This window comes from Sphingomonas sp. AC435 (genome assembly GCF_979253005.1).
In genome coordinates, this window is record NZ_CEEDCJ010000004.1 from 282,405 (window position 1) to 307,695 (window position 25,291).

Annotated in this window: 21 protein-coding genes; 12 read left to right on the forward strand and 9 right to left on the reverse strand. The window is 67.3% G+C overall.

What is annotated here, in order from left to right:
* Window positions 1-78: 78 nt before the first annotated feature.
* Both ettA and AC0CH8_RS10385 read right to left on the reverse strand, forming a co-directional pair.
* The gene (gene ettA / locus AC0CH8_RS10380) at window positions 79-1,758 is read right to left on the reverse strand and encodes an energy-dependent translational throttle protein EttA (protein WP_465239815.1); all 1,680 of its coding nucleotides are present in this window, start codon (window positions 1,756-1,758) and stop codon (window positions 79-81) included.
* 95 nt (window positions 1,759-1,853) lie between these two features.
* Window positions 1,854-2,633, reverse strand: a complete 780-nt coding sequence (locus AC0CH8_RS10385; protein WP_465239816.1) for an NYN domain-containing protein — start codon at window positions 2,631-2,633, stop codon at window positions 1,854-1,856.
* A gap of 112 nt (window positions 2,634-2,745) precedes the next feature.
* On the opposite strand from AC0CH8_RS10385, the gene AC0CH8_RS10390 reads away from it, so the two are divergent.
* Complete coding sequence (locus tag AC0CH8_RS10390; RefSeq protein ID WP_465239817.1) at window positions 2,746-3,072, forward strand: DUF4282 domain-containing protein; 327 nt, start codon at window positions 2,746-2,748, stop codon at window positions 3,070-3,072.
* Window positions 3,073-3,098: 26 nt separating this feature from the next.
* On the opposite strand, the gene AC0CH8_RS10395 is transcribed toward AC0CH8_RS10390, so the two are convergent.
* From AC0CH8_RS10395 to AC0CH8_RS10405, 3 genes are read right to left on the reverse strand one after another with little or no spacing between them, the layout of a single operon-like run.
* Complete coding sequence (locus AC0CH8_RS10395) at window positions 3,099-3,368, reverse strand: hypothetical protein (RefSeq protein WP_465239818.1); 270 nt, start codon at window positions 3,366-3,368, stop codon at window positions 3,099-3,101.
* A gap of 49 nt (window positions 3,369-3,417) precedes the next feature.
* On the reverse strand, window positions 3,418-3,900 hold the full coding sequence (greB, locus tag AC0CH8_RS10400) for a transcription elongation factor GreB (protein WP_465239819.1): 483 nt from the start codon (window positions 3,898-3,900) through the stop codon (window positions 3,418-3,420).
* Between the two features lie 30 nt (window positions 3,901-3,930).
* Window positions 3,931-5,952 carry a transglycosylase SLT domain-containing protein gene (locus AC0CH8_RS10405; RefSeq protein WP_465239820.1) on the reverse strand — a complete coding sequence of 674 codons (2,022 nt, stop codon included), beginning with the start codon at window positions 5,950-5,952 and terminating at the stop codon, window positions 3,931-3,933.
* A gap of 77 nt (window positions 5,953-6,029) precedes the next feature.
* Between AC0CH8_RS10405 and dapA the strand changes: the two genes are divergently transcribed.
* From dapA to AC0CH8_RS10440, 7 genes are all read left to right on the forward strand, one after another.
* On the forward strand, window positions 6,030-6,914 hold the full coding sequence (gene dapA / locus AC0CH8_RS10410; RefSeq protein WP_204196058.1) for a 4-hydroxy-tetrahydrodipicolinate synthase: 885 nt from the start codon (window positions 6,030-6,032) through the stop codon (window positions 6,912-6,914).
* Between the two features lie 134 nt (window positions 6,915-7,048).
* Window positions 7,049-7,681, forward strand: coding sequence for a PEPxxWA-CTERM sorting domain-containing protein (locus AC0CH8_RS10415; protein ID WP_465239821.1), 633 nt, complete (start codon window positions 7,049-7,051; stop codon window positions 7,679-7,681).
* A gap of 150 nt (window positions 7,682-7,831) precedes the next feature.
* Window positions 7,832-8,314: an SsrA-binding protein SmpB gene (smpB, locus tag AC0CH8_RS10420; protein ID WP_055843293.1), complete on the forward strand. Its 483-nt coding sequence runs from the start codon at window positions 7,832-7,834 to the stop codon at window positions 8,312-8,314.
* Window positions 8,314-8,907, forward strand: coding sequence for a DUF2062 domain-containing protein (locus AC0CH8_RS10425; protein ID WP_465239975.1), 594 nt, complete (start codon window positions 8,314-8,316; stop codon window positions 8,905-8,907). Before smpB ends, AC0CH8_RS10425 begins: the two co-directional genes overlap by 1 nt.
* A 99-nt stretch (window positions 8,908-9,006) precedes the next feature.
* A complete protein-coding gene (locus AC0CH8_RS10430) occupies window positions 9,007-11,094 on the forward strand; it encodes a M13 family metallopeptidase (protein ID WP_465239822.1) in 2,088 nt (695 codons plus the stop codon).
* An 80-nt stretch (window positions 11,095-11,174) separates the two neighbouring features.
* Entirely contained in the window at window positions 11,175-13,550 is a 2,376-nt protein-coding gene (locus AC0CH8_RS10435; protein ID WP_465239823.1) for a hybrid sensor histidine kinase/response regulator, read from the forward strand.
* Window positions 13,551-13,616: 66 nt separating this feature from the next.
* Complete coding sequence (locus tag AC0CH8_RS10440) at window positions 13,617-13,967, forward strand: response regulator (RefSeq protein WP_465239824.1); 351 nt, start codon at window positions 13,617-13,619, stop codon at window positions 13,965-13,967.
* A 131-nt stretch (window positions 13,968-14,098) separates the two neighbouring features.
* On the opposite strand, the gene AC0CH8_RS10445 is transcribed toward AC0CH8_RS10440, so the two are convergent.
* Together AC0CH8_RS10445 and AC0CH8_RS10450 are read right to left on the reverse strand one after the other, a co-directional pair.
* Complete coding sequence (locus AC0CH8_RS10445) at window positions 14,099-17,167, reverse strand: TonB-dependent receptor domain-containing protein (protein WP_465239825.1); 3,069 nt, start codon at window positions 17,165-17,167, stop codon at window positions 14,099-14,101.
* Between the two features lie 78 nt (window positions 17,168-17,245).
* On the reverse strand, window positions 17,246-18,349 hold the full coding sequence (locus AC0CH8_RS10450; protein ID WP_465239826.1) for a N(4)-(beta-N-acetylglucosaminyl)-L-asparaginase: 1,104 nt from the start codon (window positions 18,347-18,349) through the stop codon (window positions 17,246-17,248).
* A 134-nt stretch (window positions 18,350-18,483) separates the two neighbouring features.
* On the opposite strand from AC0CH8_RS10450, the gene ilvD reads away from it, so the two are divergent.
* From ilvD to AC0CH8_RS10470, 4 genes are all read left to right on the forward strand, one after another.
* Window positions 18,484-20,202 (forward strand): dihydroxy-acid dehydratase, encoded by a 1,719-nt coding sequence (gene ilvD / locus AC0CH8_RS10455; RefSeq protein ID WP_465239827.1) that lies wholly within the window; start codon window positions 18,484-18,486, stop codon window positions 20,200-20,202.
* 97 nt (window positions 20,203-20,299) lie between these two features.
* Window positions 20,300-20,680: a hypothetical protein gene (locus AC0CH8_RS10460; RefSeq protein WP_465239828.1), complete on the forward strand. Its 381-nt coding sequence runs from the start codon at window positions 20,300-20,302 to the stop codon at window positions 20,678-20,680.
* Window positions 20,677-22,044 carry an NAD(P)H-hydrate dehydratase gene (locus AC0CH8_RS10465; RefSeq protein ID WP_465239829.1) on the forward strand — a complete coding sequence of 456 codons (1,368 nt, stop codon included), beginning with the start codon at window positions 20,677-20,679 and terminating at the stop codon, window positions 22,042-22,044. The genes AC0CH8_RS10460 and AC0CH8_RS10465 overlap by 4 nt, the downstream gene beginning before the upstream one ends.
* Window positions 22,041-23,207 carry a class I SAM-dependent RNA methyltransferase gene (locus tag AC0CH8_RS10470; RefSeq protein WP_465239830.1) on the forward strand — a complete coding sequence of 389 codons (1,167 nt, stop codon included), beginning with the start codon at window positions 22,041-22,043 and terminating at the stop codon, window positions 23,205-23,207. The genes AC0CH8_RS10465 and AC0CH8_RS10470 overlap by 4 nt, the downstream gene beginning before the upstream one ends.
* 240 nt (window positions 23,208-23,447) lie before the next feature.
* Here AC0CH8_RS10470 and truA read toward each other — a convergent pair whose 3' ends face one another.
* Both truA and fmt read right to left on the reverse strand, forming a co-directional pair.
* Entirely contained in the window at window positions 23,448-24,203 is a 756-nt protein-coding gene (gene truA, locus AC0CH8_RS10475; protein WP_465239831.1) for a tRNA pseudouridine(38-40) synthase TruA, read from the reverse strand.
* Window positions 24,200-25,255: a methionyl-tRNA formyltransferase gene (gene fmt / locus AC0CH8_RS10480; RefSeq protein ID WP_465239832.1), complete on the reverse strand. Its 1,056-nt coding sequence runs from the start codon at window positions 25,253-25,255 to the stop codon at window positions 24,200-24,202. Before fmt ends, truA begins: the two co-directional genes overlap by 4 nt.
* Window positions 25,256-25,291 lie beyond the last annotated feature (36 nt).

Below are 25,291 nucleotides of genomic sequence, written 5' to 3' on the forward strand. Positions count from 1 at the left end.
CAAAAAGGGCCGCGGCTTCGATGAAGCCGCGGCCCTTTTGCTACCGCCCTGCGACGCGGGCCGTGGACCCGCAGCGCGTCAGCGCGTCAGCTTCTTGTACGCCAATCGCGTCGGACGATCGGCGGCGTCGCCCAGCCGACGGCGCTTGTCCTCTTCGTAGCTCTCGTAATTGCCTTCGAACCACTCGACATGGCTGTCGCCCTCGAACGCCAGGATGTGCGTGCACAAGCGATCAAGGAAGAAGCGATCGTGGCTGATAACCACGGCGCAGCCCGCGAACGTCTCGAGCGCCTCCTCCAGCGCGCGCAGCGTCTCGACGTCGAGATCGTTGGTCGGTTCGTCGAGCAGCAGAACGTTGCCGCCCTCCTTCAGCATCTTGGCCATGTGAACGCGGTTGCGCTCACCGCCCGACAATTGGCCGACCTTCTTCTGCTGGTCGGCTCCGCGGAAGTTGAACGCGCCGACATAGGCGCGCGTGCCCATCTCCTGCTTGCCGAAGCGGAAGATCTCCAGCTCGTCGGAGATTTCCTGCCAGACGTTCTTGTTCGGATCGAGGTCGTCGCGGCTCTGGTCGACATAGCCGAGCTTCACCGTCGATCCGACTTCGATCGTGCCCTCGTCCGGTTTTTCCTGACCGGTGATGAGCTTGAACAGCGTCGACTTGCCCGCACCGTTCGGCCCGATCACCCCGACGATCCCGCCCGGGGGCAGGGTGAAATCCAGCCCGTCGAACAGCAGCTTGTCGCCATAGGCCTTGGTCAGGCCCTTCGCCTCGATGACCTTGCCGCCGAGGCGTGAGGGAAGCTGGATCAGGATCGCGGCCTTGCCGGCGACGCGGCTCTCCTGCTTTTCCATCAGCTCGTCGAACGCACGGATGCGCGCCTTGGACTTGGTCTGGCGGGCCTTGGGCGTCTGGCGCATCCACGCCAGTTCGTCGGCGATCGCCTTCTGCTTGCCGGCTTCCTCGCGCTCTTCCTGCTCCAGCCGCTTGGCCTTCTTCTCCAGATAGCCGGAATAGTTGGACTCGTAGGTGTAGTAACGGCCGCGATCCAGTTCGAGCACCCAGTTGACGACGTTATCGAGGAAGTAGCGGTCGTGCGTCACGAGGATGACGTTGCCGGTATATTCCTTCAGGTAATTTTCCAGCCACGACACGCTTTCGGCGTCGAGATGGTTGGTCGGCTCGTCGAGCAGCAGGATGTCGGGCTTCTCCAGCAGCAGCTTGCAGAGCGCGACGCGTCGCTTCTCACCGCCCGACAGGTTCGTGACGGCGGAGTCGCCCGGCGGGCAGCGCAACGCCTCCATCGCCTGCTCCAGCTGGCTGTCGAGCGACCAGCCGTCGACCGCGTCGATCTTGGCCTGAAGCTCGCCCATTTCCTCCATCAGCGCGTCGAAATCGGTGTCGTCCTGCGGATCGCCCATCTCGGCCGAGATCGCGTTGAACCGATCGACCAGATCCGCGACCGGGCGAACGCCGTCCTTGACGTTGCCCATCACGTCCTTGGTCGGATCGAGCTGCGGCTCCTGCGCCAGATACCCGACACGGATGCCTTCGGCGGCCCAGGCCTCGCCGACGAAATCGGGGTCCATACCGGCCATGATCTTCATCAGGGTCGACTTGCCCGAACCGTTCGGGCCGATGATCGCGATCTTCGCCGACGGGATGAACTGCAGGTGGATGTTGTTCAGGACGGGCTTGTTCGCGCCCGGGAAGGTCTTGGTCAGACCCTTCATGACGTAGGTGTACTGGACGGCCATGCTGGCACGCGCTCCGTATTCGAGAAGTGGCGGAAGTGTTGCGCGCGAGATAGCGACGGCGCGGGTTTTTGGCAACGCAGGGGCGGGGTGGAACCCTAGCGCACCCGCTTCACGTATAACCGCCCACCTTCGCGCGATTCCGACTGGAAGTTGGGCACCGCCCTGATGAGATCGGCCAGATTGCGATAGCCATAGTTGCGCGCATCGAAGCTCGACCGGTTGGCGGCCAGCTGCCCCATCGCCGATAGGCTGACGAAGCCCTTGTCGTCGCGCTTAGTCGCGTCATAGGCGTCGATCAGCAGCTTCAGCAGGTCCTCGCCCACCGGTGCCTTGGCCTTAGGCGCGGCACGGCCGGCGATGGCGGGGGGTAGCGACTGCTCGATCGGCACGTCTTCCGATGTCGGCGGTGTGGCGGCGGCCGGGGCAGGGCGCTCGGTCAGCAGCGCACCGACATCGATGAAGCGCGTACACGCCTGCCGGAACCCCTCCGGCGTCTTCGACCCGCCGAAACCGTAGACGGGCAGCCCGTCCTGCCGGATCCGCATCGCCAGCGGCATGAAGTCGCTGTCCGACGACATGATTCCGAACCCCTCGACCCGACCCCGGAACAGCAGGTCCATCGCGTCGATCGTCATCTTCATGTCGGTCGCGTTCTTCCCCTTCGTCAGGTCGAACTGCTGCTGCGGTTCGATGCCGTGGCGGATCGCCATGTCCTGCCACGGCTTCAGCCCGGATTTGGTCCAGTTGCCGTAGACGCGCCGGACGTTGACGGTGCCGAGCTCCGCCAGCACTGTCAGCACGGGGTCGAGGGTCGCAGCGGACGCGTTGTCGGCGTCGATCAACAGAGCGATGTTGCGGGTGGAGGTGTCTTCCATCCCGCCCTTGTCGCCGACCCGGCCCGCTCCCGCAAGGCGACCGCACGATCCGGCTCTATTTCGCTTCGAAAGCCGTGATGATGCGATCGCCGTTCCGGCACTGGGGGAAAACATGATGGCCGACGACTTCGATCCAAGGGACGCCAAGGGCACCGTCGGCACGCTGTTGAACTTCGATCACATGATCGGTCCATTGCTCATCCGCTTCATCTATTTCGCCGGACTGGTGCTGGTCGTGGTCTATGCGGTCGTCATCCTCGTCGGCGGACTGGGCGCGATGGTCTATTCTCCGGTCGCGGGTCTGCTCGGCATCCTTGGCGGTGCGATCCTGCTGGTATTCGGCGCGGTGATGTGGCGCTTCACCTGCGAGTTGTGGGTGCTGATGTTCAAGATCCACGATCGGATCGGCGAAGTCCGGGACCGCCTGCCGCCGCGCTGAGGGCGCACGGCGGCAGACCGGACGGGCTATTGCCGGTCCGGGCCGCGGGTCGAGGGGCGCGCCTGCCCGGTGTCGATGTCGTCCTGCTTGGTCGCGCGGGTGTGGCCCTGTGGATCGGCGGTGGCGCGGGTCAGGTCGTCGCGGCTGCCGACATCGTGGGCCAGCGCGCCGCCGCCGCCACTGCCGCCGGTGTTGCCGGTCGGCTGACCGCCGTCCGCGGAGTCGGCCACGGCCTGCTCGATCATTTCGCGATCGTCGGTGTCGCGCGCGGTGGTGGTGCGGGGATTTTCGGCCATTTCTCGTCTCCTTCGAGTGAGTTAACGGCCATCTCTCCCGCCGCGTTCCTCATTCGGTCGGGTAGGAGAGGGCGATCACCTCATACTCGCGCGCACCTGCAGGCAACTCGACGCGGCGCACATCGCCCACCGCAGCCCCCCGCAGCGCGCGGGCCAGAGGTGCGTTCCAGCCGATCCGCCCGGCCCCCGCATCCGTCTCGTCGTCGCCGACAAGCGTCAGCACGCGCTCGTGGTCGTCCTCGTCGGCGATCGTGATCGTCGCGCCGAACCACGCGCGGCCGCGGTCCTCCTGCCGGGCGGGGTCGACGACCCTGGCCGCCTTCATCCGCTTCGCCAGCCAACCGAGCCGCCGGTCGATTTCGCGCAGGCGTTTGCGCCCGTAGATATAGTCGCCATTCTCCGACCGGTCGCCGTTACCCGCGGCCCAGCTAATCGTCTCGACCAGCGCCGGCCGTTCGGTCGCGAACAGCTGCTCATATTCCGCGCGCAGGGCGGCGTATCCAGCGGGAGTGATGTAGTTAGGGCGGTCCATGCCGCGTTCCTACGCGGACCGCCGCATTCATCAACCCGGACGGTTCTTGCCCAGATACCAGCTCAGTCGCGTCGTGCCGCGGCTCTGCGCGCGTGCCGGGTTCATCAGGTCGTACACGACCGCATTCTCCAGCACGCGCTGAACATAGTTGCGCGTCTCGGTGTAGGGGATCGCCTCCACCCAATCGACCCACTCGATCGCCCCCGTACGCGGGTCGCCGAACTGCCGCAGCCACTTGTTCACGTTGCCGCCGCCCGCATTGTAGGCCGCGATCGCCAGTGGATAGCTGCCGTAATTGTTGAAGACGCGCTGGAAATAGCTCGATCCCAGCATGATCGACAGGTTGGGATCGGTCGTCAGCTGATCGGGCGAATAACTCAGCCCCATCTTGCCCGCCTGCTCCCGCGCGGTCGCCGGCATCAGCTGCATCAGCCCGCGCGCACCCGCGCCGCTGATCGCCGCCCGGTCGAACTGGCTCTCCTGCCGCGCGATGGCGTGGATCAGCGTCCACTGGCCCTCATATCCGCTCGGCACCGGCACCGTGGGAAACCCCGCGGCGGAATACTCCGTCAGGCCGTTCTGCATCGCGCTACGCCCGACCATCACCGCCAGATCGGGTCGCGCGATCTGCCGCGACAGGTCGGCGGCCAGCCAATGATCCGTATCGGTCGTCGCATCCGCCGCGATCTGGCGGACGAAGGCGGTCTGATCCTTCCAGTCGCCGATCTGGCCGAGGAAGCGCACCGCCTGCACCGTCTCGCGCGCGGCGAAGGCGTCGCGCTGCGCCCGCGCGATCAACGGCACCGGCGGAGCCGGCGGCGCGACCAGCGCCTGTCCGGTCCGCTCCAGCGCCAATTGCCCGTAATATTGGTCGCGATAACCCGCCGCCTGCGCGTAGAAGCTCGCCGCCTGGGTCGCCAGTCCGGCTGCCTCCGCGGCGCGTCCGGCCCAGTAGAAGCCCTTGGCGCGGGTCTGTGGCGCCATGCTGCCACGGCCGTATCGCTCGAACAGCGGCATCGCGTCGGCGGGGCGGCCGAGCTGCTTCATCGCCGTCTGCCCGGCGAGCCACACCAGCGACGTGTAATCGTCGCGCTCGCCATACGGCTTCTTCGAGACGTCGGTGCCGGCCGGATACGCGTCGTCGACCTGCCGCGCGATGTCGTAGGCCACCTGCCACTGGTTGTCCGCCGCCGCTCCGCGGGCGTTGACCAGCAGCACCTCGTACCATTTCTCGACGTTACCCGGCCGCTGCGCCAGTACCGGCCGCGACGCGAGATAGGGCCGCACGCTGGGGCTCAAGGTGTTGCGCAGCCACGTCGCGCGGTCCGCGACATAGCCCGGATCGTTGGCGTACAGCGCCTGCGTTGCCGCGGAGATCGCCGCCGCGTCGGGCGCCTTCGTCCGGAACGCCAGCCTTGCCGCAAAGATCGGGCGCTGCGCGGCGCTGGTATAGCCCAGTTGGCGCTGCGCCGTGCCGGTAGCGTCCTGCCACAGCAGCGCGTCCATCCGCGCGTCGTGGTCTTCGGGCGTCAGCGCGCCGGCGAACTGCGTCAGCATCAGACCCTCGTCCTGCGTCGACAGTGACCCCATCCGCCACGCCGCTTTCGCTGCGGCATTCGCGCCCGCGATGTCGCCGCTGGCCGCCAGCGCGCGGGCCAGCGCGACGTTGCCGGTGGCCGATTGCGGCGGATAGCGGCGGAAGAATGCGACGACGTTGCCCGGCGCGGCGGTCTGCGCCTGACGCTCCGCCGCGCGACGGTTCGCGGTTTCGCCCGGCCAGCCCGGATGCGCCATGACGAACCCGGCATAGCTGTCGAACGGCAGCGCGTCGGTCTGCTGCAACGCCCGCCACTGCGCGATCGCCGAGGCCAACGCCGGATTGCCGATCGCCGGCCGAGCTTGCGGAGAGGTCGGCGTCACCCCGGCCGCAGCGGCGGCGGCGCGGTTCGCGGCCTCCACGCTGGCGCGCTCGATCTGCTCCTGCGTCTGGGGCAGGCCGGCGGTACCGGCGAACAGGGCAAGGAGGACGGTCGACTTCAGGGATGCGATCATGTGGACAATGTAGGGCCGCGACCCGTATCTGTCCTGAACGAATTGACGCCGACCGGCGCGAAGAAGGTCATTTTCCCATGTTTTCCGGATCGATCCCTGCTCTCGTCACGCCGTTCGATTCGAGCGGTGCCTTTGACGAGGCGGCATTTCGCGATCTGGTCGAGTGGCAGATCGCGGAAGGCTCGTCCGGTCTCGTCGCCTGTGGCACCACCGGGGAGGCGGCGACGCTGACCAAGGACGAGCATTTCGAGGTCGTTCGCGTCTGCGTCGATCAGGCGAAGGGCCGCGTGCCGGTGATCGCGGGGGCGGGATCGAACGATACCCGGGTCGCAGCCACCAACCTCGTGGCCGCGAAGGACGCCGGGGCCGACGCCGCGCTGATGGTGCCCCCCTATTACAACCGGCCGGGGCAGGAGGGGATCTTCCGCCATTTCGAGGCTCTGGCGGCCGACACGCCGCTGCCGATCATCCTCTACAACGTGCCCGGCCGCACCGTCACCGACATCCTGCCGGCAACGGTGATCCGCATCGTGCAGGCATTTCCGGCGGTATTCGTCGGGATCAAGGACGCCAGCGGCGTCCTGCCGCGCGTGACGCAACACCGGCTGGCGCTCGGTAGCGGCTTCGCGCAGTTGTCGGGCAACGACGATCTGGCGCTGGCCTATAATGCGCTCGGTGGAACAGGCTGTATTTCGGTAACGGCCAATGCCGCGCCGCGGCTCTGCGCCGAGTTCCAGGCGGCCTGCGCGCGCGGGGATCATGATGCGGCATTGGCGCTGCACGACCGGCTATATGCCTTGCACGATGCGATGTTCGTCGACGCCTCGCCGGGCCCGGTCAAGTACGCGATGACACGGGTCCGGCCCGGCTTTCCGCCGCACCTGCGCCTGCCGATGACGCCAGCGGGCGATGCGGCGACGACGGCCGTGGACGAGGGGCTGGCGACGGCCGGGATCGCCTAACTCACGTCCCGTTTCGGGACATGACTGGTGGCCCCAGAAAATAATCGAGGTTACCTGGGAACATTAACAACCTGAAAACGTACCGCTTCCAAGTCGTTAACAGGAGGTTAACGGCTTCAGGGAGAGTACCGCTTATGAAGACCTACATCCTCGCCGCCGTTGCGGCGGCCGGTTTCATCGCGGCGTCGCCGTCGTTCGCGCAGACCACGGTGAACTTCGATCAGAGCACCGATACCAGCTTCTACACCACCCAAGGCCTCGTCCTGAACGACTTCACCATCCTGCCGGACACGTTCGGCGGCGCAGTGAACGTTCCGTCGAGCCCGAACTACGCCAACGTCAATTCGAGCGGCTCGACGATCAGCTTCGTCGATCCGACGACGGGTCGCGCCACGACCTCGAACGGCTTCGGCCTGACGGTCGCTGGTCTGAACGCCAGCGGTGGGTATTTCGCCGGCGGAACGCTGACGTTCCTCGACGCAGCCGGCGCAACGCTCGGCACGCAGTTCTTTGCGCCGGTCGGACCGAGCGAAGGCCGTTCGCCGATCGAATACTCGAACATCTTCAGCAACATCTCGCTGATTACCTTCACCCGCGCAGAGAACCAGAACGGCCCTGCGCTGTTCCCGATCGACAACGTCACCTTCTCGCTGAACGCAGCGGGCGCGGTGCCGGAGCCGGCGGCATGGGCGCTGATGATCCTGGGCGTCGGCATGGTTGGCGGCTCGATGCGCCGTCGGACCATGACGGTCCGCTACGCGCGCTAAGCGCTTACGCGGACATCGTTGCGGACGGCCCCCGGTGCAAGCGCACCGGGGGCCGTTTGCGTATCGGCCGCGCCACGATGCCGTGGCCGCGGGCCGGATCGTGCGATCGCCGCTTCCCAGCGGGGCAGCCGCTGCCTACATCGGACTTCCATGTCGCGTCCCAAACCTGCAACCTTCGACAAGAAGAAGATCGTCGCCGAGAACCGCAAGGCTCGCTTCGAATACAGCATCGAACAGGTGTTCGAGGCCGGCATCGCGCTGACCGGCACCGAGGTGAAGTCGCTCCGCTTCGGCGAGGGATCGATCGCCGAAAGCTATGCCGAGGTGAAGGAGTCGGAGATCTGGCTGGTCAACGCCAACGTCCCCGAATTCAGCCACGGCAACCGCTTCAACCACGAGGCGAAGCGGCCCCGTAAATTGCTCCTTCATGAGCGCGAGATAAACAAGCTCCACGGCGCGGTCGCGCGGGAGGGCATGACGCTCGTCCCGCTGTCCGTGTACTTCAACAGTCGGGGGAGGGCGAAGGTGGAGCTGGCGTTGGCCAAGGGCCGCAAGGATCACGACAAGCGCGCCGCCATCAAGGAGCGCGAGTGGAAGCGAGAGGCCGGGCGCATCATGCGCGAGCGCGGCTGATGGCGCGCGGACCGGACGTCGTAGCCCCGCCGACCGTCTGGCAGCGTTCGGCGGCGTGGTGCCACCGCAACCTGCCGACGCGTGAGTCGATGGAGCGCAACCGCATGCTGCGCCCCGTTGCGCACCGGGTACTCGCGCCCGAACTGTGGCGCTTCACCCGCCGGTCGGTGCCGCGCGGCGTCGCGCTGGGAATGGTCGCCGGCTTCCTGTTCCCGGTCGCGCAGATCGCCATCGCCGCGATTTTCGCCCTGCCTTTCCGTGCCAACGTGCCCGTCGCGGCGCTGACGACATTCATCACCAACCCGCTGACCACGCCGATCCTGTGGATCATGGCGTATCAGATTGGCGCGTGGCTGCTGCGGACCGACGTGCCCATCCTCACCCAACCTGCGGCGGAGGCAGCGACCGGCTGGTTGCAATGGGCGACGCAGGCTTTGCACTGGCTTTGGGACAAGGGGCCGGCCTTTGGCCTCGGCCTGATCGTGATGACGGCGGCCGCGTCGGTCCTCGGCTATGCGCTGTCGGCGCTCGGCTGGCGGCTCTGGATCGCGCGCAAATGGCGGCACCGCCACGATCGCCACAAGCCGGTCTGACCTCGCCGTCACATTACGTGTTATTTAATTTCGTCCTGTTTGACGGGCCGTGATGGAAGAGTAAGACACCGCGCATTCACAGCCTTCAAGGGATGTTAGATGCGTAAGCCGGTCATTGGTTTCGTTCTGTTCGCTTCCACGGTATCCTCTCTCGCCATAGCCCAAACCACCCCGGCCCGTCAGGCGGAGCAAACGCGCACCGTCGCGCAGGCCGCACAGGGTCCGGTCGCTCCCGCCTCCGCCGACAAGCCGCAACTCGGCACCTTCGGGTTCGATATGGCCGGCCGCGACATGGCGGTTCAGCCCGGTGTCGACTTCTTCGACTATGCCAACGGCACGTGGTTCAAGAACACGGAGATCCCCGCCGATCGCTCCACCTACGGCATGTTCCACGTCTTGCAGGACCTGTCGCTGACCCGCACGCGCGGCATTCTGGAGGATGCGTCGAAGCGTCCCGGCGATAAGATCGGCGATTATTACGCCAGCTTCATGGATCAGGCCGCGGCCGATGCGAAGGGCGTCACGCCCGTCAAGCCGTGGCTGGCATCGATCAAGGCCGCGCCGACCAAGGACGCGCTGCTGCTGGAAATGGCGAAGCTTCAGCGTCAGGGTGTCGGCGGATTCTTCGGCATGGGCGTCGGCCCGGACGACAAGGACCCGAACACCTATGCGGTCAGCTTCGGTCAGGCCGGCCTCGGTCTTCCCGATCGCGATTATTATCTGAAGGACGACGCGAAGCTCGCTGCCGTCCGCACGGCTTATCAGGCCTATGTCGCGAAGATGCTCGGGTTCGCCGGCGAACCGGGCGCGGAGGCGCGCGCCGCTGCGGTCGTGAACCTCGAAAAGGCGATCGCGACGGCGCACTGGACGCGCATCGAAAGCCGCGACGCGGACAAGACCTATAATCGCTGGACCGCCGCCGACTTCGCCACAAAGGCTCCCGGCATCGCCTGGGCACCGTACATGACGGCGCTCGGCGTCGCGGGCCGCCCCTATTATATCGTGTCGCAGCCAAGCGCCGTGACCGGCGAGGCGAAGGTTTTTGCCGACGCGCCTCTGGCCGTGCTGCGCGACTACGCCGCGCTGCGCGTGATGCGGGCTTTCGCGCCCTATCTGTCGAACGACATCGAAAAGGCGAACTTCGCCTTCTACGGCACGACGCTGTCGGGCGCACCGCAGCAGCAGGATCGCTGGAAGCGTGGCGTCGGCACCGTCTCCGGCGGACTGGGCGAGGCGATCGGCCAGCAATATGTCGCGAAATACTTCCCGCCCGAGTCCAAGGCGGCGATCGACGCGCTGGTCAAGAACGTCATCGTCGCGATGGGCGATCGTCTCGACAAGCTGGAGTGGATGGCGCCCGAGACCAAGGCCAAGGCGCGCCGGAAGCTGGCCGCCTTCACCCCGAAGATCGGCTATCCCGAGACGTGGCGCGACTTTTCGGCGCTCCAGATCAAGCGGGACGACCTCGTCGGCAACGTCGCGCGCGCCAACGCCTTCGATTTCCAGCGCGACCTGAACAAGCTCGGCCGGCCGATCGATCGCGGCGAGTGGTTCATGACGCCGATGACGATCAACGCCTACGCCAACCCGGTGATGAACGAGATCGTGTTCCCCGCCGCGATCCTCCAGCCGCCCTTCTTCGACCCGAAGGCGGACCCGGCGGTCAACTATGGCGGCATCGGCGCGGTGATCGGCCACGAGATCAGCCACCATTTCGACGACCAGGGCCGCAAATATGACGAGACCGGCAAACTAACCGACTGGTGGACACCGCAGGACGTAACCCGCTTCAAAGCCTTCACCGATGCACTGGTGGCGCAGTATGACGCGTACGAGCCCTTGCCGGGCCAGCACATTCAGGGCGGCCTGACACTAGGTGAGAACATCGCCGATCTCGCCGGCCTGACGGTGGCGCTCGACGCGTATCACCGCTCGCTCGGTGGCAACCCCGCGCCGGTGATCGACGGCACGACGGGCGACCAGCGCTTCTATTACGGCTGGGCGCAGGTGTGGCGGATCAAGTTTCGCGAGCAGGCGCTGCAACAGACGTTGCTGTCCGACCCGCATTCGCCCGGTCACTATCGGGCCTGGACGGTCCGCAATCTCGATCCCTGGTATGCGGCGTTCGGTGCCAAGCCGGGGCAGGCGATGTATCTGCCGCCCGCCCAGCGCATCCGCATCTGGTGATGCCGCTATCCCCTCCCGCGGAGCTCCGCGGGAGGGGATATGCTTGACGAGCCCTCTACTTCCGCCCGAAGGCTGGCGCGATGACATCCCTCGGCCTGTCCCCCGTCCGTCTCGCTGCGCTGATCGCTGTCGCTGCCGGCATCGCGGCGGCGGTGCTGGTGCTGCTGCTGACCGGAAGCTGGATCGCAGCGGCGGGCTTTCTCGGCGGTGCGGTAGTGCTGATCGGGATCGCCGCGGCGTGGCGACTGCTTGCTCCGCCCCGCGCGCCGGAGGGCAGGGCGGTCGACTGGAACATCACGCGCGCCGTTGCCGCCGCTAGCACGGATGCCGTCGCGGTCACCGATCGCGCCGGACGGCTGGTGTGCGCCAACGATGCCTATGAACATCTGTTCGGCGACTTTCCCACGCCGCCCTCGCTGCCGATCGGGGAGAGTGGGGTCGACGCGCTCAGCCAGGCGGGGCGGCTCGCCTGGCGGGACGGGAACGCTACGATCGACCGCCTGGTGGTCGAGGGCAGCGTGATGATCGCCAGCGTCACCCGCGCCGGCGAGGAAGCGGACATGCTCGTCTGGCGCTTCGCCGCCGCACCGGAGCAGGATGTTACCACCACCGCCGAGCAACTGATCGCGGGCGAGTCCGGTGAGCGGCTGGGACAGGTCGGGATCATGGCCGCGCTGCTGCATAGCGACGGCCGGGTCCGTGCCGCCAATCGTGCGCTGACGCTGCGCGCGACCGGTGGCGAGGCAACGATCCGCCACCGCGACTTCGCGCATTTCCTGATCACCGACAGCCGTGGCCTGCTGCGGTTCGAGCGCGAGGGGCTGGAGGGCACACCGCTGCGCCTGTTGCAGGTGCCGTTCCTGGAGGGCGACGATTCCCCGATCCTGATCGTCCTGCTCGACGACCGCGAGGATGCGCCCGCGATCGGCGCGTCGGCGTCGGCGCATGTCCGCAGCCTGGTTTCGCTGATGCCGTTCGGCATGGCGCTGGTCGATCGCGACGGGCGCTTCCTGCAGATGAACGATTCGTTCGTCCGCGCCGCCTCCGTCGATCCGCATGCGCCGCCGCTCTATCCCGGTGATCTCGTGGTGCGGGAGGACAAGGCGGCGGTGGCTGACGCGATCCGCCGGTTCGCGGGCGGGGCGACGCACTCGGCCGACATGGCGGTGCGGCTGAAGGATCATCCCGACGAGCCGGTCGCGTTGACGATCGCCGGCGCACGGGGGCTGGGCGATGCCGCGGTGCTGCTGAGCCTGAAGGACAATAGCGAGGAGAGCCGCCTGAAGCGCGAGGTGGCGCAGGCGACCAAGATGCAGGCGGTCGGCCAGCTCGCCGGTGGTGTCGCGCATGATTTCAACAACATCCTGACTGCGATCCTCGGCCATTGCGACCTGATGCTGATGCGCCACTCGCCGGGCGACAGCGATTATGACGACATCCAGCAGATCCGCACCAACTCCAACCGCGCTGCCGGCCTGACCCGCCAGTTGCTCGCATTCAGTCGCCAGCAGACGCTGCGTCCGCAGGTGTTGCAGCTGCCGGACGTCGTCTCCGAGGTGTCGAACCTGCTCAAGCGGCTGATGGGCGAGACGGTGAAGCTCGACGTCACGCACGGCCGCAACCTGGGGCCCGTCCGCGCCGATCCGGGGCAGCTGGAGCAGGTCGTCGTCAACCTCGCGGTCAATGCGCGCGACGCGATCATGACCGCGCACCCGCGCGGCGGCGGCACGCTGACGATCCAGACCCGCTCCGTGACCGCGGCCGAGGTGCGGGCGATGGGGTCCGACATCCTGCCCGCCGCCGACTATACGACGCTATCCGTCACCGACACCGGCACCGGCATCCCCGCCGACATCCTGCCGAAGATCTTCGAGCCGTTCTTCACGACGAAGGAACTCGGCAAGGGCACGGGGCTGGGCCTCTCGACGGTGTATGGCATCGTCAAGCAGTCGGGCGGCTGGATCTTCGCGGACTCGCGGCCGGGGCAGGGCGCCACCTTCACCATGTACCTCCCCGTCCACACCGCACCGGAGGCACCCGTTCTCCCGACCAAGCCCGCCATCCGCGAGATGCCCAAGAGCGAGGCGTGGGCGCAGGGCACCGTGCTGCTGGTGGAGGACGAGGACATGGTCCGCGCAGTCGCCGAGCGCGCGCTCGCGCGGCAGGGCTATACCGTGGTCACCGCCGACAATGGCGAGGCGGCGCTGGAGGTGCTCGACCGGATCGATCGTCCAGACCTGCTGATTTCCGACGTGGTCATGCCGACGATGGACGGCCCGACGATGGTCCGCCACGCCCGCGAACGCTATCCCGACCTGCCCGTGCTGTTCATGTCCGGCTATGCGGAGGAGCAACTGCGCAAATCGATCGATCTCGATAACGTCGCATTCCTGCCTAAGCCCTTCTCCGTGCAGCAATTATGGGAAGCCGCTCGGGATGCGCTCGCCAATCGGTGACGTGCGTTACCGGGGCGGCGCGCAACCGTTGCGTCACCGTCCCAATCAAGGCTAAGGCATCAGGCGATGACTGCCCCGAAGCACATCCTCATCGTTGAGGACGAACCCCTGATCGCCATGATGCTCGAGGATTTCCTCGAGGTGCTCGACCAGAGCGTCGCCGGCAGCGTCGACAGCGTGGCGACCGCACTGGGCCGGATTGACGGTGGCGGCATCGACGCCGCGATCCTCGACGTCAACCTGCGCGGCGGTGAGAAGAGCACTCCCGTCGCCGAAGCGCTCGACGCGGCGGGGATCCCCTTCGTGTTCGCGACCGGCGGCAGCGATGACAGCGTCGACCAGCGCTTCCGCGATCGCCCGGTCCTGCAAAAGCCGTTCACGATGGACGGCGTCGCGAAAGCCCTCGCCGCATTGTAATCCGTTGCGATCGCCTGCGTTGGCGGCGATCCTCGTTCATCACAAATACCGCGCACGTAAAAAAGGCCCCCACCACAAGGGTGGAGGCCGCAAGTTGAGCCGTCGCTCGGGGGAACGACGGCTGTCCGTGATTAGAAATTCACCGATGCGCCCAGCGTGATCTGCCGCCCGAGCAAATCGTAACGGAAGACCGTGTTGGCGCGGAGCAGGCCGAGCACGGCCCGACTGTTGGGAACGATCGGCGGGGCTGTGTCAAAGACGTTGTTGACGCCAACCCGCAATGAGAACTGCTTGGCGATAGAGACGTTCATCGACAGATCGATGTAGTCATAGGCTGCGATGCCGGCAAAGGTATTCCGGAACTGGTTAGGGTCGATGGGAATGCCCAGATCTGGATCCGTGACGTTGGTGTCGAGCGTCGTCGGTGCGGTATGACGCCAATTGACGGACGTGTTGAAGTTGCCGTCTACCGTCGTCCAGGTCGTGCGAAGACTGTGCGACCATCTCGGCAGGCTCTCGCCGCACAACCGACCATAATAGCCACTGCAATTCCGTGATGCGACGTCAGGCGAGTCCTGACCGCCCACGAGTGTCGCGAGCGATCCGTTGAAGTCGAAGCTCAGGCGTCCCGCGCTGCTCAGGCCCAGGCCGTACTGGCCCTGAAAGTCCCAGCTGTGGAATTTGGACTTGAACCCGTTGGACAGCCCCTGAGCCAGGAAGCCGGTGGCCGGGTCGCCCGTCGTGGGGCTGGACAGCGTGAAGGTGCCAGGATTGCGGACCACCCCGCGGCAGTAATAGTCGATCCGGAATTCCAGGCATCCGTTCAGGAAGCTGGCCGCCGAGAAGAAGTTGATGGAGTCCCTCAGGTTGACGATGACCCGGTCGACCGACAGGCTCAGCCCCGGCAAAAAGCGGGGTCGCACCACCACGCCGAACGTCGTGGTATAGGCCGTCTCCGGCGTCAGTCCGAACCCGCCGTTGCGGATCGTGCAGGACTGATCCGGGCAATTCAGCGTCTGGCTGCCATAAAGGTTGTCGGGCAGTCCGGTCGCACGGCACTGCTCGATGGTCGCCGTCGGCGGCAGGAGCGCGTCGGGATTGTTCGGGTTGGGGGTGCTTGCGCACGGATCGTTTGGCGAATTGGTGTTTACGTAGTTGATATCGACTGCGGAACTCGCCTGCGTAATCGTCGGTGCGCGCTGCGCCTTGTTATAGGCACCGCGAAACGTGATGTCGTCGATCGGCGACCAGAGCGCCTCCAGCTTCCAGGTATTGAACCGTCCGCTCAGACGATTGTATTCGGACAGGCGATATCCGGCGTTGACCTGAAGCAATTGCGTCCAGCTCTTGTCCTCGACCAACGGGGCCTGAAGCTCCGCGTTCACCTCCCAAACATTTTGCGTCAGCGGTACCCCGTTGGTTCCGCCGAACGCGGCGCGATAGGCGGCGTTCGCCGAGTTCGCCTGCCGTTCGGCGCGGAACTCCGAGCCCACTGCGACCGCGACGCCCTGATTCGCGAAAGGCGACGTGATGCCGTATTTGCCGAGATCGCCGCTGAGGGTCGTCAGCACCTGCCACAGGCGTGGCAGGGTCGTGAACCGGGTATTGGAAAAGTTGAACTCCCCGGGCCCGAACAGATATTCGTTGAACGCGGTGTCGCTGTTGCCGGGAATGAACGCGTTGAACGGGACGCAGGCGGGATCGGTCCCGTTCACCACCGAGCGACACGTCGGCACTCCACCGACCAGCGTCACGTCCAGCGCGCGGTTGACGCGGGCATAATCGGGATTGGCGCGACCGAACGCGCTCTGCTTGCTCTTGGCGTAGACGAAGGCGACGTCGTAGTTCCAGACGTTGTCGAGGACGCGGCCTCTCAGCCCGCCCTGGATCCGCATGCCCTTGTTGACGAACCGGTCATAGACGGGCTGCGTCCCGTCGAACCGGTAGCGCAGGTCGATCGGGGCCACCGTCGCCGTGCCCGCGGCGGCGCCGCAGATCGTCTGGGCCTGCGCGGCGGAGAGGAACGGGTTGTTGCAGGGCAGCGAATAGGGCGCCAATCCATAGGCGCCGAAATTGAGCGTACGGTTGAGTTGAGGGTTGCGCGACTTGTCACGGTAGAACAGTGCCGAGGAATAAAGCTCGATATCGCTGGAAACCCTGACGTTCAAGAAGCCGCCGGTGTTGATCCGTTCGAATTCACGTTGAAAACTGAAGCCGTCGAAGGGGTTCGCGGCGGTTCCCGGCCGGGAATTGATCGGGACGAGGGTTCGCGAACCATCGGGGTTGTTGACGAGCACGCGACCGCGGTTCGGGCCCGATTGCGGAATGATGGTTCCCGCCCCCGTGAACGTCGCCGCCGAACAGGATAGCGGTCCGTCCCGGACGGATTGAACGGCTTCGCAGGCCGCGTAGGAGCGGTCGGCGAGGCGGAGAAGGTTCGATTGGCGGTAATTGGCGAACCCGGTCAGATTGACCGCGCCGCCGAACAGATTCTTGCCGAGCGACAGTGTGACGTTGGATCGACCGCCGTCGTTCGTCATGCCCGACACTGACGGAAAGAATGACCGCGCCGCGGCATCGGTAACGGCGTTCGGCTTGTTGTTGTGGTTGTAGAAGCTGTAATTGGCGTCCAGCCGGATGCCGTCGAAGTTCTTCTTCAGGATGAAGTTCACCACGCCCGACACGGCGTCCGACCCGTAAACCGACGACGCGCCGCCACTCAGTACGTCGATCCGCTCGACCAGTGCATTGGGTACGATCCCGACATCGCTGGATGCGTTGCCGATTCCGAGCCGCATGCCGTCGATGAGGGTTAATGTCCGCTCGTAGCCGAGGCTCCGGAGTTTCACCCGCTGCAGGCCGTTCGAATCGGCATAGTTCTGTTCGGAATTCGGCTGAACCTGGGGCAGACGGTTCAGTACTTCCTCGATCGTCGTCGCGCCCTGTGCCGCTATTTCCGCCGCGGTGACCGTGACGATGGGCGCGGCCGATTTTATGTTGGGGCGTACGATGCGCGTCCCGGTGACGATGATCTCGTCCGCACTTGGCGGTCCGGTGCGATCACGTTCCGCGATCAGCTTCGCGTCCGCGACCGGATCGCCCGTTACCGACGGCACCGTCTCTGCCGTCTGCCCCCAGCTCGGCGTCGCCGCCACCGCAACGAGACAACTCGTCGCCATCAACCTCATGATCGTCTTCACGTCGTTTCCCCCCTTCGGATCGACGCCCGCATCGCGGTGCGCCGATCCAGCGACCGCCCCCTGCGGCCGCTTGATCCGTCAACTTCGCCTGAGACTGTCGGCCGGCACGATCGTCGTCGCGCCGTCGCCGTCCGTCATTGCGTAAGTAAATCCCGGTTGCAGCGCGAACGCGCCGACGCCGCCATGCCGATCGATCGCCAGGAAGCCGACCTGCGCGTCCCGCACGGCATCGCCGCGCAGTCGCACGATATGCTCCACCGCTTCCCGGCAGGCCGCCTTGGCGCCCATCCCGCCGCGCATGGACGCGACGACGCGCGCCGTGCCTGCGATCCGTGTGACCTCTTCGCCGACACCCGTCGCGGTGGCCGCACCGACGCCGGCCTCCACGAACAGGCCGGACCCGACCTGTGGACTGTCGCCCACCCGGCCCCGCATCTTGAAGGCCATGCCCGATGTCGTGCACGCTCCGGCGAACCGGCCGTCCGCGCCGCGCCCGATGATGCCAATCGTATCGTGATCCAGCGCCGATCCGCGCGTCCCGCCGATGCGGTTCTCGATATTCGCTTCCGGTTTGTAGCGCGCGGTCTTCAGCCACTCGCGCCACGCCTTCTCCGACTCCGGTGTCAGCAGGTTGCGGGTGGGGAAGCCCTGCGCCAGCGCGAACTGCTTCGCGCCCGGTCCGACCAGGAAGGTGTGCGGCGTCTTGTCCATCACCGCGCGGGCGACAGACACCGCGTGCATCACGTCCTCCAGTGCGGCGACCGCGCCGACATGGCCGCGGTCGTCCATGATGACGGCGTCGAGCGTGACATGGCCGTCGCGATCGGGATAACCACTATAGCCCACCGAATGATTCGAGGGGTCCGCCTCCGGCACGCGAGCGCCCGCTTCGATCGCGTCGAGCAGTGTGCCGCCCGCCTTCAGCCGCGCGATCGCCGCCGCATTGGCGGCAGCGCCGAAGTCCCAGGTCGACACAATGACAGTGCTGCCCGACGATGTGTCTGCCGCTCCTGCCCGGGTGCCCCCCAGCACCGCGAGCGGGAGCGTTCCGATGGCCGCACCCAGCAGAACGCCACGGCGGGCAAGGCCGCTCACGCTGGCATCTCCCTCGTTGCGGCGCCCGGCCAGATCATTGCCCCTATTTCCCCTGCCAAGGTCGTTGGCGCGATCATTGATATACATTGGTTCTATCCTTTCAAGAGAAGAAGCCTGTTTCAAATAACAAAAGTGACGTGGCGTTCATCGGGGCGGGTCGATGACGCGCACCGTGAAAGAAGCTTGCGCCACGGACCCTCGGCGCGACATAGGCTGTCGCCATGACTCAGTTCGATAAGGCCCGGCTCCCCAGCCGTCATGTCTCCGTCGGTCCGGAACGCGCTCCGCACCGCTCCTATTACTACGCGATGGGAATCACCGAGGAGGAGATTGCGCGTCCGTTCGTCGCACTGGCCTCGGCCGGCAACAACTCCGCACCGTGCAACACCACGCTTGATGGGCAGGCGGATGCGGCGCAAGCCGGCGTGATCCAGGGCGGCGGCCTGCCGCGTCGCTTCAACACCATCACCGTCACCGACGGCATCGCGATGGGTCATCAGGGCATGAAGGCGTCGCTGGTCAGCCGCGAGGTGATCGCGGACTCGGTCGAACTATCGGTGCGCGGCCACTGTTACGACGCGCTGGTGGGCTTTGCGGGGTGCGACAAGTCGCTGCCGGGCATGATGATGGCGATGCTCCGCCTGAACATTCCGTCGATCTTCGTCTATGGCGGATCGATCCTGCCCGGCCGGTACAAGGAGCGCGACGTGACCGTCGTCGACGTGTTCGAGGTCGTCGGAAAATACGCCGCCGGCGCATGCCCGATCGAGGAGGTGCACGCGCTTGAAAAGGTCGCTTGCCCCGGCCATGGCGCATGCGGGGGGCAGTTCACCGCGAACACGATGGCCTGCGTCGGCGAGGCGATCGGCCTCTCGCTGCCCAACAGCAACATGGTGCCGGCGCCCTATTCCACGCGGGAGCAGATCGCGGTGGCGGCGGGTGCGCAGGTGATGGAACTGGTCGCCCGCAATCTCCGCCCGCGTGACATCTGCACGCGCGAAGCCTTCATCAACGCCGCGCGCGTGGTGGCCGCCACCGGCGGCTCCACCAACGCCGCGCTGCATCTGCCGGCGATGGCGAGCGAGGCGGGGATCGATTTCGACCTGTTCGACGTGGCGGAGGCGTTCAAGTCCACGCCCTACATCGCCGACCTGAAGCCCGGCGGGCAGTATGTCGCCAAGGATATGTACGAGGCCGGCGGCGTCTACATGCTGATGAAGACGATGCTGGCCGGCGGACTGCTGAACGGCGACTGCATCACGGTGACCGGCAAGACGCTGGGCGAGAATATCGATCAAGTGACGTGGAATCCCGACCAGAAGGTCATCTACGACGTCAAGACGCCGCTCAGCCCGACCGGCGGGGTCGTCGGCCTGCGCGGCAGCCTCGCCCCCGATGGTGCGATCGTGAAGGTCGCAGGCATGCATCGCCTCCAGTTCGAGGGCCCTGCGCGCTGTTTCGACTGCGAGGAGGACGCCTTCGCCGCGGTCGAGGCCCGCTCGATCGTCGAGGGCGAAGTCGTCATCATCCGCTACGAAGGGCCGAAGGGTGGCCCCGGCATGCGCGAGATGCTGTCGACCACCGCGGCGCTTTACGGATTGGGCATGGGCGAGAAGGTGGCGCTCATCACCGACGGCCGTTTCTCGGGCGCGACACGTGGCTTCTGCATCGGCCATGTCGGCCCCGAAGCGGCCGAGGGGGGCCCGATCGCCCTTGTCGAGGACGGCGACACGATCCGTATCGACGCGGAGGTCGGGACGATCGACCTGCTGGTCGACGATGCCGTGCTGACCGAACGCCGCGCCCGCTGGCAGCCGCGAACCAACGACTATCAGTCGGGCGTGCTGTGGCGCTACGCCCGCAACGTCGGCCCTGCTTACAAGGGCGCGCTGACGCATCCGGGCGCGCAGGCGGAGACGCATGTCTATGCCGACATCTGATATGTTTGCCCCCGAAGGCGGGCATCCAGTGAGGCAGGCAGGGCTGCGGACGGACGACCAATCGCAGTACTCCCGCCTGCGCGGAAGCATTGGGCCGGTGGTCGGCGCTCTTATGCTCGCCGCGTGCAGCCAGGGCAGCACCACCGACACGGAGGTGCTGGCCAACGCCGAGGCGCAGCAGGGTGTCGCCGCGGCGGAGGATGGCCGTATTCTCTGCGCGCGCGGCAACGCTCCGCTCGCGCGCAGTTGCACCGTCGAACAGACGCAGGGCGAAGCGGGGAAGGACGGCACCGTCCTGACGCTGCGCCACCCGGACGGCGCGTTCCGGCGCTTCACCGTCACCACCGACGGCCGCGGCGTCATTCCAGCGGATGGAGCCGAGGACGCCAGGGTATCGATCGTCGAGCCCGGCATCATCGAGGTGAACGTCGCCGGTGATCGCTACCGCTTGCCGGCCACGGTGAAGGCGAACCCGTGATCCCGCTCGCCGGGCGCCCGATCCTCACCGCCGTGCAGATGCGGGCGGCGGAAGCGGCGCATGGCGATCTCGCCGGACTGATGGAGCGGGCCGGGCAGGGGGTGGCCACAGCCGTCCGCCGCCTCGCTGCGGGGGCGGAAGTCTTGATCCTCTGCGGCCCCGGCAACAATGGCGGCGACGGCTATGTCGCGGCGCTTCGGCTTGCGGAGTCGGGGCACCCGGTGCGCGTGGCCGCGTCCGCTCCACCCGCCACCGATCTCGCCCGCGCCGCTGCCGACCGCTGGACCGGCGCGGTCGAGCGGCTGGCGGATGCCGCGCCCGCACCGATCCTTGTCGACGCGCTGTTCGGCACCGGCCTGTCGCGCCCGCTCGCCGACGATGTCGCGCACCATCTTCATCGGCTGGCCGCGTCCGCGCGCCTGTTGATCGCGGTCGACCTGCCCAGCGGCGTCGCCACCGACGACGGCGGCGTCCTGACCAAACCGCCCGCCGCCGACCTGACGCTGGCGCTCGGCCACGCCAAGCCCGCACACCTCCTCCAGCCCGCCGCCCGCTACAGCCGTAACGTTCGCATCATCGACATCCTGGCTCCCTCCGGGAAAGGGGAGGGTGAGGGCAGCACAACCTTCGTCTTGTCGGCCCCCGATCTCCCAGAACCCGGGCCCGACTCGCACAAGTTCACGCGCGGCATGGTCGCGGTCGTCGCGGGCGCGATGCCGGGCGCGAGCGATCTCGCCAGTCTCGCCGCGATGCATGCCGGCGCGGGCTACGTCCTGCATCTCGGCGACGCCGACGGCATCCCGCACGCGCTCGTCCGCAAGACCTACAGCGACGCCGCCCTCGACGATCCCCGCATCGGCGCGGTCGTGATCGGCCCCGGCCTCGGCCGCGACGATACCGCCCGCGCGCGCCTCACCGCCGCGCTCGCCAGCCGCCGCCCGCTGGTGATCGACGGCGACGCGCTGCATCTGTTCGACCCCGACGCATCGCGCCATGCGCCGGCGATCCTCACACCCCATGCCGGCGAGTTCAAGGCGCTGTTCGGCCACACCCATTCGAGCAAGATCGACCGTGCCCGCGCCGCCTCCGCCCGCGCCGACGCCATCGTGATCTACAAAGGCCCCAACACCGTCATCGCCGCACCTGACGGCCGCGCGGTGGTCGCCGGCGACGCCAACGACTGGCTCTCGACCGCCGGCACCGGCGACGTGCTGGCCGGCGCGACCGGGGCGATGCTGGCGAGCGGCCTCGATCCGTTCGCCGCCGCCTGCGCCGCGGTATGGCTGCACGGAGAGGCCGCGAGGCGTTGTGGACGGTCCTTCATTGCCGACGACCTCGCCGCCGCGCTATCGCGCGTCCGATGAGCACCATCCTCCGCGTCGCCGCGCCCGGCGACGGCGTCGCCGACGACGGCCGCCACGCCCCCTTCGCCGCCCCCGGCGACACGCTGACCGACAATTTCGAGGTCATCCCCGGCCCGCACCATCAGGTGCCGCCATGCCGCCATTTCCCGCAATGCGGCGGCTGTCAGCTCCAGCATCTCGACGAGGAGAGCTATGCCGGCTTCGTCACCGACCGCATCGCATCGGCGCTGGACGGGCAGGGGCTGAGCGCACCGATCCGCCCCGCGATCGTCTCGCCGCCCAACACCCGCCGCCGCGCGACGCTCCACGCGGAACGCGGAGTGCTCGGCTTCACCGCCGAGGGCAGCCACCGCGTCGTCGACATGCGCGAATGCCACATCCTCGCGCCCGAACTGTTCGCCCTCGTCGCCCCGCTGCGTGCGCTGTTCCAGAAGCTGGGCCTCAAGCGGCGCGCCGATGTGCACCTGACGCTGTCCGATCAAGGGCCCGACGTCCTCGTCAGCGGCTTCGCGCCGGAGGGACTGACCGCCGCCGAGGCGCTCACCAGCTTCTGCGACCGGCACAAGGTCGCGCGCTTCTGCGTCGACGACGGCCAAGGTCCCGAAGCGCGCTGGGAGCCGCAGCCGGTGACGATCACGCTCGGCGGCATCCCTGTCGCGCTGCCCCCCGGATCGTTCCTGCAAGCCACGCGCGAGGGGGAGGACGCGCTGGTCGCCTCCGTCCGCGAAGCGACGGCCGGAGCGCGCACCGTCGCCGACCTGTTTGCGGGCCTCGGCACCTTCGCGCTCGCGTTGCCGTCAAAGGTCTACGCGGCGGAGGGCGCCCGCGACGCGCTGATGGGGCTGAAGGCCGCCGCGCATGCCCGCCAGTTGCCGGTCTTCACCGAACATCGCGACCTCTATCGCCGGCCCCTGACGGTGGCGGAACTCGATCGCTTCGATGCAATCGTCATCGACCCGCCCCGCGCCGGTGCGCGCGAACAGGCCGCCGCGCTCGCCGCCTGCAAGACGCCGCGTCTCGCCTATGTATCCTGTAATCCCGCGACGTTCGCCCGCGATGCGAAGTCGATGGTCGAGGAGGGCTGGCGCATCGACTGGGTCCAGCCGGTCGGCCAGTTCCGCTGGTCCACCCACGTCGAACTCGCAGCCTGCCTGAGCCGTTGATCCAGACCCGACCGATCCCGTCGGGGAGATTGTCACGCACGACGTAAAGGCAGGAAAGAGGTTCTGGGTAATCAGGCCGAAGGAAATCTTGGCCCTTGGCGGCCCGTTCCTATTCCTTTTCGCGCAAAACCTCGCAGCGTGGTCACATCGGCTTGATCCGTTCGCGGTGAGCCTGTTGAAGCACAGATGATGCGCGAACCCCTCGACAAGTTTGGTGCGCTCCGACCGGATGGGCCAACGTCACGTCGTTACGCTATTGGGATACACCGCCCCGACAAAGAACAACCCGTCGGGCGGCGCATTCAGCCCCAGCCGCGACCGGTCGCGCGCCGCCAGCGCAGCCCCTACATCGTCCACCGCCCACCGCCCCATGCCGACCAGTGCCAGACACCCGACCATCGACCGCACCTGATGATGCAGGAACGACCGTGCCGCCGCCTTCACCGCGAGCCGGTCGCCGTTGCGCTCCACCGCCAGCACGTCCAGCGTCCGCACCGGGCTGTCCGCCTGACAATGCGCCGACCGGAAGGTGGTGAAGTCATGCCGCCCCACCAGCATCGCCGCCGCTGCCGCCATCGCGTCCTCGTCCAGCGGCTGCGGGACCTGCCATGCCAGCCCGGCCTCCCATGTCAGCGGCGCACGCCGGTTGACGATCCGATACTCATACGCCCGCCCGATGCAGGAGAAGCGCGCATGCCAATCGTCCGCGACCTCCTCGCACGCCATCACCGCCACCGGATGCGGCCGCAAGCGCGCATTCAGCGCCTCCATTAGGCGGAACGCCGCAAACGGCTTCGCGACATCGCAATGCGCCCGCATCGCAAGCCCATGCACGCCGGCATCGGTCCGCCCCGCAGCATGCACCGCCACCTCTTCGCCAGTCACCGCGAACGCCGCCGCCTCCAGCGCACCCTGAACGGACGGTCCGTGCGACTGCCGCTGCCAGCCCATGAAGGGCCGGCCGTCAAACTCCACCGTCAACGCGAACCGCGTCAAAGCTGGGTCCCGACGGGGATCGGAAAGCCCCGCAGCAGATCGTCGGCAGAGGTCACCCCGCGCCCGGCCCGCTGCACCAGCGTCGGCCGGATCGCGCCCGAGCCGCACGCGATCGTCAGCGCGTCGTCGAGGGTGATGCCGGGGCCTATAGCGATCCCGTCATCCCCGCTCTCCCCGTCACAGCCGCCGTCACCCCAGAGAAAGCTGGGGTCTCGCGCGGCAGTCGTCTCGCTCTTCCCGGAAAGACCCCAGCTTTTGCCGGGGAGACTGGCGGAGTGACCGGGATGGCTAAGCGCGGGGATCGCACCCATCACCTCCGCCGCCAGCACCTTGACCCGCTCGCCCGCCACCTCGAACCACGCCCCCGGCGCCGGGTTCATCGCCCGCACCAGCCGCTCGATCTCCACCGCATCCTGCGCGAAGTCGATCCGCGCCTCGGCCTTGTCGATCTTCGCGGCATAGGTGACGCCGTCCTCCGGCTGCGGCACGGGCGGGTGCCCGGCAAGGTCACCCAGCACCGCGACCATCAACCGCGCGCCGAGCGTCGCCAACTCGGCCGTCAGTTCACCCGCCGTCTTGGCGTCGATCGGGGTCCGCCCCTCCAGCCGTACGGGACCGGTATCCAGCCCGGTCTCCATCTGCATGATCCCGACGCCCGTCTCGGCATCGCCCGCCAGGATCGCCCGCTGCACCGGCGCCGCCCCGCGCCACCGCGGCAACAGCGATCCGTGCACGTTCAGACAGCCATGCACCGGCGCATCCAGTACCGCGCGCGGCAGGATCAGCCCGTACGCCGCGACGACCGCGACATCGGCGTTCCAGCCCGCGAACTCCGCCTGCGCCTCCGCGGTCCGGAGCGACACCGGCGTCCGCACCGCGATGCCGAGCACCTCGGCGCGTCGCTGCACCGGCGACGCGACCAATTCGCGACCGCGTCGTCCGCCCGGTCGCGGCGGTTGGCTGTATGTTGCCACCACGTCGTGTCCGGCCGCGACCAGCGCGTCGAGCGTCGGCACCGCAAATTCCGGCGTTCCCATGAAAACGATCCGCATGGGCACGCTCTCGACACGCTGGCGGAGGCGGACGCA

Bases quoted from the DNA above. Each gene is read 5' to 3' on its own strand.
- AC0CH8_RS10405 (WP_465239820.1), bottom strand. From the start codon at position 5,952: ATGATCGCATCCCTGAAGTCGACCGTCCTCCTTGCCCTGTTCGCCGGT.
- fmt (WP_465239832.1), bottom strand. From the start codon at position 25,255: ATGCGGATCGTTTTCATGGGAACGCCGGAATTTGCGGTGCCGACGCTC.
- ilvD (WP_465239827.1), top strand. From the start codon at position 18,484: ATGACTCAGTTCGATAAGGCCCGGCTCCCCAGCCGTCATGTCTCCGTC.
- AC0CH8_RS10385 (WP_465239816.1), bottom strand. From the start codon at position 2,633: ATGGAAGACACCTCCACCCGCAACATCGCTCTGTTGATCGACGCCGAC.
- ettA (WP_465239815.1), bottom strand. From the start codon at position 1,758: ATGGCCGTCCAGTACACCTACGTCATGAAGGGTCTGACCAAGACCTTC.
- AC0CH8_RS10450 (WP_465239826.1), bottom strand. From the start codon at position 18,349: ATGTATATCAATGATCGCGCCAACGACCTTGGCAGGGGAAATAGGGGC.
- greB (WP_465239819.1), bottom strand. From the start codon at position 3,900: ATGGACCGCCCTAACTACATCACTCCCGCTGGATACGCCGCCCTGCGC.
- smpB (WP_055843293.1), top strand. From the start codon at position 7,832: ATGTCGCGTCCCAAACCTGCAACCTTCGACAAGAAGAAGATCGTCGCC.
- AC0CH8_RS10440 (WP_465239824.1), top strand. From the start codon at position 13,617: ATGACTGCCCCGAAGCACATCCTCATCGTTGAGGACGAACCCCTGATC.
- AC0CH8_RS10415 (WP_465239821.1), top strand. From the start codon at position 7,049: ATGAAGACCTACATCCTCGCCGCCGTTGCGGCGGCCGGTTTCATCGCG.
- AC0CH8_RS10470 (WP_465239830.1), top strand. From the start codon at position 22,041: ATGAGCACCATCCTCCGCGTCGCCGCGCCCGGCGACGGCGTCGCCGAC.
- AC0CH8_RS10390 (WP_465239817.1), top strand. From the start codon at position 2,746: ATGATGGCCGACGACTTCGATCCAAGGGACGCCAAGGGCACCGTCGGC.
- AC0CH8_RS10435 (WP_465239823.1), top strand. From the start codon at position 11,175: ATGACATCCCTCGGCCTGTCCCCCGTCCGTCTCGCTGCGCTGATCGCT.
- dapA (WP_204196058.1), top strand. From the start codon at position 6,030: ATGTTTTCCGGATCGATCCCTGCTCTCGTCACGCCGTTCGATTCGAGC.
- AC0CH8_RS10425 (WP_465239975.1), top strand. From the start codon at position 8,314: ATGGCGCGCGGACCGGACGTCGTAGCCCCGCCGACCGTCTGGCAGCGT.
- AC0CH8_RS10430 (WP_465239822.1), top strand. From the start codon at position 9,007: ATGCGTAAGCCGGTCATTGGTTTCGTTCTGTTCGCTTCCACGGTATCC.
- AC0CH8_RS10395 (WP_465239818.1), bottom strand. From the start codon at position 3,368: ATGGCCGAAAATCCCCGCACCACCACCGCGCGCGACACCGACGATCGC.